The sequence below is a fragment of the Microbacterium sp. zg.Y909 genome (assembly GCF_024626565.1).
The window spans coordinates 1-2561 of sequence record NZ_JANJFJ010000286.1 but is presented as its reverse complement, the minus strand read 5'-3'; the positions used below and the strand labels follow the sequence as shown (position 1 = coordinate 2561).

Here is a 2561-nt window from a genome sequence, read left to right as displayed (position 1 = left end):
AGGAGTTGAAGGCCCAGGGCCTGGACCCGGTCGAGACTCCCGAGGAGTACGAGGCCGCGTGGGACTCCGTGTACGCCTCGATGCGCGACACGGTCGCCGAAGAGGCGACGAAGGTCGTCGAAGCGGGCGGCCTGTACGTGCTGGGAACCGAGCGGCACGAGTCGCGCCGCATCGACAACCAGCTGCGCGGTCGCTCCGGCCGTCAGGGAGACCCCGGCGAGAGCCGCTTCTACCTGTCCCTGACCGACGACCTCATGCGGCTGTTCCAGTCCGGCGCCGCTGAGGCGATCCTGGCGCGCACGAACTTCCCCGACGACGTCGCCATCGAGTCGACCATGGTCTCGCGCGCCATCAAGAGCGCCCAGTCCCAGGTGGAGTCCCGCAACGCCGAGATCCGCAAGAACGTCCTCAAGTACGACGATGTGCTCAACCGTCAGCGTGAGGCCATCTATGCCGACCGTCGCCACGTGCTCGAAGGCGATGACCTGTCGGGGCGCATCGAGCACTTCATCGAGGATGCCATCAGCTCGGTCATCGACGACCACACGTCGTCGGGCCACACCGAGAGCTGGGACTTCGACGCACTCTGGACCGAGCTGAAGACCCTCTACCCGGTGTCGGTCACCATCGACGAGGTCGTCTCCGAGGCCGGCCACAAGGGCCGGATCACCCCCGAGATCCTCAAGCGCGAGATCCTTTCCGACGCCAAGATCGCCTACCAGCGACGCGAGGAGTCGCTCGGTTCCCCCGCGATGCGCGAACTCGAGCGACGCGTGGTGCTGCAGGTGCTCGACCGCCGCTGGCGGGACCACCTCTACGAGATGGACTACCTCAAGGACGGCATCGGCCTGCGGGCGATGGCGCAGCGCGACCCCCTCATCGAGTACCAGCGCGAGGGGTACCAGATGTTCCAGGCGATGATGGGCCAGATCAAGGAGGAGTCCGTCGGCTTCCTCTACAACCTCGAGGTCGAGGTGCGTCGCACCGATGGCCAGGAGGCCGAGGTCGACGCCAAGGGACTCGTGGCCCCCGAGCAGCCGCGCCTGGAGTACTCCGCCCCGAGCGACTCCGGCGACGTGGAGGTGCGCAACGAGCGCGGCCAGGTGCAGCAGGCGGCCACGGCGAAGCTGCGTGAGGCGCGCGCCTCGGGCGGCGTCAGCGCGGGCGGCGTCGACACGCAGGTGCAGCAGCCCTCGCGCGGTGCCTTCGGCCAGCGCACCGAGGGTGCGGCTCCGGCTGCGGCATCCAGCCCCCAGAACCGCGCGCAGCGCCGCGCCTCCGGCAAGAAGAAGTAGCCGGCGGGGGCGGCGTCGCGACGGGGATATCCTGAACCGATGAGTCCGCTGCGCAACCTCGACCAGTCGAGCAAGCTGAAGAACGTCCTGTACGAGATCCGCGGCCAGGCGCTCGCCGAAGCCGACCGGCTCGAGGCCGACGGGCACACCATCCTCAAGCTCAACACCGGCAACCCCGCGGTGTTCGGGTTCGAAGCCCCCTTCCAGATCGTGCGCGACATGATCGAGGCCATCCCGCACTCGCACGGCTACAGCGACAGCCGCGGGATCATGTCGGCTCGGCGGGCGGTGGTGTCCCGCTATGAGGAGACGCCCGGCTTCCCCTCGTTCGACCCCGATGACGTCTATCTCGGCAACGGGGTGTCCGAGCTCATCACGATGACGATGCAGGCGCTGCTCGACGAGGGCGACGAGGTGCTGATCCCCGCGCCGGACTATCCGCTCTGGACGGCGATGACGAGCCTCGCGGACGGCACGCCGGTGCACTACCGATGCGACAGTGCCGCCGGCTGGGAGCCGGACCTCGATGACATCCGCTCCAAGGTCACCCCCCGCACCAAGGCCATCGTGGTGATCAACCCCAACAACCCCACGGGAGCGGTGTACAGCCGCGAGGTGCTGCAGGGGATCGTCGACATCGCGCGAGAGAACTCGCTCCTGCTGCTGTCGGACGAGATCTACGACCGCATCCTGTTCGACGGCGCCGAGCACATTCCGCTGGCGACCCTCGCTCCGGACCTGCTCTGCCTGACGTTCAACGGACTGTCCAAGACCTACCGCGTCGCCGGCTACCGCTCGGGCTGGATGGTCATCACCGGGCCGAAGAAGCACGCGGCCGGGTTCCTCGAAGGCATCCAGCTGCTGGCATCCACTCGGCTCTGCCCCAATGTGCCGGCGCAGCACGCCGTGCAGGCGGCCCTGTCCGGTGTGCAGTCCATCGACCTGCTGATTGCTCCGAGCGGGCGACTGCACGAGCAGCGGGATGCCGCGTGGGAGGGCCTCGAAGCCATTCCCGGCATCACGTGCCATAAGCCCGCCGGCGCGCTCTACGCCTTCCCCCGGCTGGATCCGGAGGTCTACGAGATCCACGACGACAGCAAGCTCGTCTACGACTTCCTCGTCGCCGAGCACGTGCTGCTGGTTCCCGGCACCGGCTTCAACTGGCCGACGCCCGATCACCTGCGCATCGTGACGCTGCCCGAGGCGCGCGTGCTGAGCGAGGCCGTGCAACGGCTCGGGAACTTCCTGTCCTCGTACCGGCAGTGA

General features: G+C 68.2%; 2 protein-coding genes. Both read left to right on the top strand.

The genetic code is table 11. The features are described from left to right. Positions 1–1295, top strand: a 1295-nt coding sequence (locus tag NQ160_RS17235) for a preprotein translocase subunit SecA (RefSeq protein ID WP_441338268.1), incomplete at its 5' end; no start/stop codon positions are given. 39 nt (positions 1296–1334) lie between these two features. After that, positions 1335–2561 (top strand): pyridoxal phosphate-dependent aminotransferase, encoded by a 1227-nt coding sequence (locus tag NQ160_RS17230; protein WP_257516383.1) that lies wholly within the window; start codon positions 1335–1337, stop codon positions 2559–2561.